Origin of the sequence: Actinomycetospora sp. NBRC 106375 (assembly GCF_030269665.1) — a bacterium.
Taxonomy (GTDB): domain Bacteria; phylum Actinomycetota; class Actinomycetes; order Mycobacteriales; family Pseudonocardiaceae; genus Actinomycetospora.
On sequence record NZ_BSTS01000053.1, the window covers coordinates 1 to 5,170 of the forward strand.

A 5,170-nucleotide genomic window follows, 5' to 3' on the forward strand; every position below is an offset into this window, starting at 1 on the left:
CGGCACGAGCGAGATCCACGGCGCGACGCCGGAACTCCGGCGGGTGAGGTGCAGGCACGAACGACATCCTCCCTGGCGGACCGGGTCCACCTCAGACGACGTGTCCGGTGTCAGGGGCCAACCTCACACACGAGTGCGACCGTCGATGCAGGCCCCACCGCTGCCGGCCGCTCGGGCCCAGCGGCGTGCGTCAGGCCCACATCATTCTCAACAGCGCCTTCGCGCATGCCGTGCGGTGGGACTGGATCGGCACCAACCCGTGCGCCAAGGCCGTCGCCCCACGAGCTGCCAAGCCGAAGCCTCAGCCGCCATCGGCTGCCCAGGCCGCGAGCATCTCCTCGGAGGCGTGGAAGGACCCGGTGTGGGGGCTGTTCGTGTGGCTGGCTATGACCAGCGGGGCGCGACGAGGTGAGCTGTGCGCGCTGCGGTGGGAGCGGATCGACTTCGCCGAGGCCGTGGTGACCATCCGAACGAGTATCGCCGAGGTGAACGGCCAGAACTGGGAGAAGGACACTAAGGACCACCAGCAACGCCGGATCGTGCTCGACCCGCAGACCCTCGGCCTGCTGCGTGCTCTCCTCGTGCTCCGGGCCGAGGGGGCCGAGTCTCTCGGGATCGAGCTGCCCGAGGACGGGTTCGTGTTCTCACCGAGCCCTGACGGATCCAGCTGGCCGAAGCCGGCCACCATGACCCGCCGTTTCACGCGCATGTGCGCCGCGCTCGGCTACGACATCCACCTCCACCAACTCCGGCACTATTCGGCCACCGAGCTCATCTCCGGCGGTGTCGACGTACGCACAGTTGCGGGACGCCTGGGACACGGCGGCGGGGGAGTGACGACCTTGCGCTACTACACGGCCTGGGTTGCCGAGGCCGATCAGCGTGCGTCGCGTGCACTCGCGGAACGGGTTCCGCAGCTCCCGAGCCCGGTCGCCGGGAACGGCGCGCCCGTCGTCGCGCTGCCGAGCCCGCCTCCGGCCTCCGACGACTACGATGCGGCGCCCTATCGACGGATCGCTGCTGATCTACGGGCCGCGGTTCGACTCGGTGCTCTGAAGGCGGGCGAGTTTCTCCCCACGATGAAGGATCTCGCCGACCGCTACGGATGCTCCGAGGCCACCGCTCACCGCGCGGTGGCTCTTCTCGCCGATGCCGGCGAAGCCACCGTCTCGCGTGGACGCCGCGCCGTCGTCAGCAACGTCGAGAGGTGACCGGGAGCGGGAGACGGATCCGGACACTCCGTCCCCGCCGCCTGCGAGCGGTCTCGCGAGATCTCGTACGGTGCTGGCAAGTTTCTAGGCTGCGCCGTCAGCTTCCAGCCCTATGTGCCGGCTTCTTTGGATATCAATCAGTTCAGCCGGCTGCAGCGACTTTAGTGGGCCTTGTGGTAGGCATCGGTGACTTCGGAGGGGATACGACCGCGGTCGGAGACGGTCATTCCCTGCCGTCGGGCCCACTCCCGGATGGCCTGGTTCTGCTCACGATCTGCTGCGGAGCTCGACGCACTCGAGCCGTTGCGCCGACCGGAGGAGCGGGCCGTTGCGGACAGGCGGCGACGTCCGTTCTGGCGTCGAGCGTGCTCGACGTAATCGTCGAAGGCTTCACGCAGCCTGGTTGCGTTCTTGTCGGACAGGTCGATCTCGTAGGTGATTCCGTCGAGGCCGAACTCGACTGTTTCGTCCGCCTCGGTCTGGTCGAGGTCATCGATGAGAGACACCACGGTCTTCTGTGCCACGAGTTCAACTCCTGTGTTTGATTTCTTGACCTCCGTACTTATACGCCACAGAACGTGGCATTGTAAATTGAGCTACCTAGTGGGGTGATGGAAACCGCAATGGAGAGACGATCGTGGCCAGCGTGGTCGCCCAGCTCTCGAGTGCGAGAACGCTGAAACCTGCTCCCCTGGTCGCAGCCGACATGTGCGACGAGCACCCCTATGCCTCACCAAGCGGAGCAACGACCTGTGAAGTGCAACGACCTGGGGGTGGAGGCCGGTCCAGGGTGGCGACGGCCGAAAGTCGCTGACGCGGGACCGCTGAACACGGCATCCTGCTCCTCATGTCCCACCCCACCATCGAGATGTGCGAGCGCCTCGGGTCGATGGTGGTGCGTGACGAGGGGGACCGGGCGCAGCGCGTCGCCGACGAAGGGTTGGCGCTGCGAGTGCTGGTCGGCTCGGGGCTGCATGGCACAGCGGTCGAAGGCCAGGACGACCAGGACGAGATGGGCGTCGTCGTGGAATCAGCGTCAGCCGCACTTGGCTTGCGGCCCTTCCGTCACTACATCTTCCGGACTGAGCCCGAGGGTCACCCGTCCGGACCGGGTGACTCGACTTGGTCGTCTACGGTCTCCGCCGCTATCTGCACCTCGCGCTGGCTGGCAACCCGACCATCCTGCTCCCGTTGTTCGTGCCCGCTGAGCACACCTACTTCTGCGACGAGCACGGGCGTGCACTGCGCGATGCTGCATCGTGGATCGTCTCCCGGCGAGCCGGCCGTCGCTTCCGCGGGTACCTCAACGCGCAGCGCCGCGGAATGCTCGGCCAGCGTGCGGGCGCCGGCGGTGCCGGGCGTCGGGAGATCGTGACCCGATACGGCTTCGACACGAAGTACGCCATGCACATGGTGCGTCTGGGTGTCCAGGGTGTGGAACTAATGGAGACCGGACGGATCACCTTGCCGATCCCCGAGCCGCACCTGAGCTGGCTGCGCGAGCTCCGCCAGGGTCACCGCACCAAAGAGGAAGCGCTCGACGCTGCGGCCGACCTGGAGGCGCGCCTGGACGTTCTCGAAACCTCGTCGCCACTGCCGCCTGAGCCCGATCGAGTTCGCGCCGATGCGTGGCTCGTCGAGCAGTACCTGTCTCGATGGACGGCCTAAGAGAAGCGAGCGGGGCGCGGCAGACGACCGGTCTGCTTCGCCCCGCGCGTTCCTCGACGCGCGGTCGCTGCGAGGACCTTCTGAACTTCTTCATCTCTTCGTCGTCTGGGGGCCCATTGCTCGAGCCGGTCTTATCTCGAGGCGCCGAACTCGGACGGGTGTCGCAGCGCGGCGGCCGTCCGCTCCCTCACCGCCCTTCGTTGGGTGCGGAACCGCTCGGCGGACGTAACTGGCTCGTTCCGCGCCACGTCTGTGGCTAGCGTTCACTGAGAGCTGACGCGATACCGAACTCCGCGCGGTCGCGCCGGTGACGCCGCGCTCGTGGACAGTTGGCCGAGCGGTAAGGCGCCGTCTTGCTAAGACGAGGCCGGGTGGAAGCCCGCGCAGGTTCGATCCCTGCACTCTCCGCTCTTGAGAGCTTCGGGACCGACGCGCAACTGTCGGTCGCGATGATTCTTGAACCCAGTGGACAGGAGTCAAGGCGTCGATGGTGATGACGGGCGCTCGTTCGTGCTGGCCAGTGGACGTGTCGCCGAGCGTCGATCATCAGCGGTGAGGCTCCGAGATCGGGCGTGGTGTGACGTAAGCGGCCACCTAAGCGGGCCGGGCTCGGCTCGATGTCGAGCTGTGCGGCGTCATCCTGGAGTGTCCCCGCCGTGACGGACAGCCGGTCAGGCTGCCGGGTCGGCTATCTCGGTGAGCGATCGATATCCTAATTCGTACTCTGAGGGTGTCAAATAGCCTAGCGCCGAGTGGCGCCAGCGCCGGTTGTAGTCGCCCTCGATCCACACGAACGTCGCCTGTCGAAGTTCGGCAAGTCCATTCCAAGGTCGTGTGTGAATCAGCTCCTTCTTGTAGGTCGCGAAGAACGACTCGGCCACCGCATTATCGAAGCAGGTGGCCCGCCGGCCCATCGACCGACGTATGCCGTGGTCGGCGCAGAAGTGCGCGAACTTGTGGCTGGTGAATTGCGTTCCCCGGTCGGAGTGGAAGATCAGACCGGGCTCGGGTCGCCGGGTGGCCAGGGCCTGGGTCAGCGCGTCGGTGACCAAGTCGGTGCGCAGGTGCTGATCCAGCGCCCAGCCCACGACCCGCCGGGAGGCCAGGTCGATCACGGTGGCCAGGAAGCAGAACCCGTCGACGGTGTCGATGTAGGTGATGTCGCCGCACCAGCGGGTGTCGGTAGCCTCCACGTCGAGGTCCTGGGCGAGCAGGTCCGGCGCATCGATCGGACGGCGCCCCGCGATGGTGGTGCGTCGCCACCGCCATGGGGTGCGGCCCTGCCGACCCTGGGCACGCATGAGTCGCCAGACCCGCTTGCGGCCCACCCGCCAGCCGTGCGCGGCCAGCTCGGCGAACACCCGGCGCACCCCGGGCTGGCCGGGTAGGTCGCGGTGCAGCTCACCGATCCGGTCGGCGAGCTCGGCATCGCAGAGCTCGCGGCGACTCGGTAGCCGGCGGCGCCAGTCGTAGTAGCCCGAGCGCGACACATCCAGCTGGACACACATGAACGCCACCGGAAACGCGTCGTCGGGATCATCGGAGTCGGCCCAGTTCGCGATCGCCGCGTACTTCACGGCTGGTCTTTCGCGAACCAGGTCGCTACATTTTTTGCGAAGTCCCGCTCCATCTTCAACCGGGCGTTCTCGGCGCGCAGCTTCTCCAGCTCCGCGCGCTCATCGCCACCCAACTCGGTGTCGGGCACCCGCCCGGCGTCGCGGGCCTTCTTGACCCACTTGCCCAACGTCATTTCATGCACACCGATGCTCTTCGCGACCTCGGCGATCGTGCGGCCCGAATCCAACACCAGGCTCACCGCCTGGTCCTTGTACTCCTGGGTGAAGTGTCGGCGTGTCGCCACGTCGTCCCTCCCGCTGGGGTCAGCGGCAGCCTACGACGCTGTCCGCCAGAGCGGGGACGGTCCATCCAGGGCCTCATCGACCGAGGGGACAACATTCCCCGGGTCCAACCCGCCGCCATGGTCGCGAACGGCAGGTCGACCCGAGAACCCAAGCTGAGTGTCGGCCCCCACCGCCACCATGAACGCGACGAGCTTCAGGAGGACCACGAGGTGTCGAAGGCAGCGAAGCCAAAGGAGCTCAGCGTGCAGGAGGAGGCCGTCCGCGCACGCCTCCAAGCGATCCTCGGGGTCGACGTCAGGCAGCTAGTGCCGCGGCAAGGAACGTTGGCGCTGTAACCGAGGGCTTGATCAGGATCTTGAGGGGTTGGAGGCTGTCGCCCGGGAGGTGGGGCGATGGCACGGCCTGCAGAGGTGTTCGTCCGGGAACTGT

At 67.0% G+C, this 5,170-nt stretch carries 5 protein-coding genes and 1 tRNA gene; 3 read left to right on the forward strand and 3 right to left on the reverse strand.

Annotated elements, in window-relative coordinates; translation table 11 throughout:
• The first annotated feature begins 185 nt into the window (after positions 1-185).
• On the forward strand, positions 186-1,211 hold the full coding sequence (locus tag QSK03_RS32725; RefSeq protein ID WP_285660006.1) for a tyrosine-type recombinase/integrase: 1,026 nt from the start codon (positions 186-188) through the stop codon (positions 1,209-1,211).
• 161 nt (positions 1,212-1,372) lie between these two features.
• Here the strand turns inward: QSK03_RS32725 and QSK03_RS32730 are convergent, their stop codons facing one another.
• The gene (locus QSK03_RS32730; RefSeq protein ID WP_285660007.1) at positions 1,373-1,735 is read right to left on the reverse strand and encodes a histone-like nucleoid-structuring protein Lsr2; all 363 of its coding nucleotides are present in this window, start codon (positions 1,733-1,735) and stop codon (positions 1,373-1,375) included.
• Positions 1,736-2,333: 598 nt separating this feature from the next.
• On the opposite strand from QSK03_RS32730, the gene QSK03_RS32735 reads away from it, so the two are divergent.
• Positions 2,334-2,879 carry a DNA polymerase beta superfamily protein gene (locus tag QSK03_RS32735; RefSeq protein WP_285660008.1) on the forward strand — a complete coding sequence of 182 codons (546 nt, stop codon included), beginning with the start codon at positions 2,334-2,336 and terminating at the stop codon, positions 2,877-2,879.
• A 323-nt stretch (positions 2,880-3,202) separates the two neighbouring features.
• Positions 3,203-3,287 (forward strand) — tRNA-Ser (locus QSK03_RS32740).
• Positions 3,288-3,550: 263 nt separating this feature from the next.
• Here QSK03_RS32740 and QSK03_RS32745 read toward each other — a convergent pair.
• Together QSK03_RS32745 and QSK03_RS32750 are read right to left on the reverse strand one after the other, a co-directional pair.
• Positions 3,551-4,456, reverse strand: a complete 906-nt coding sequence (locus QSK03_RS32745; RefSeq protein WP_285660009.1) for an IS3 family transposase — start codon at positions 4,454-4,456, stop codon at positions 3,551-3,553.
• On the reverse strand, positions 4,453-4,740 hold the full coding sequence (locus tag QSK03_RS32750) for a transposase (protein WP_285660010.1): 288 nt from the start codon (positions 4,738-4,740) through the stop codon (positions 4,453-4,455). Before QSK03_RS32750 ends, QSK03_RS32745 begins: the two co-directional genes overlap by 4 nt.
• Positions 4,741-5,170: the final 430 nt, after the last annotated feature.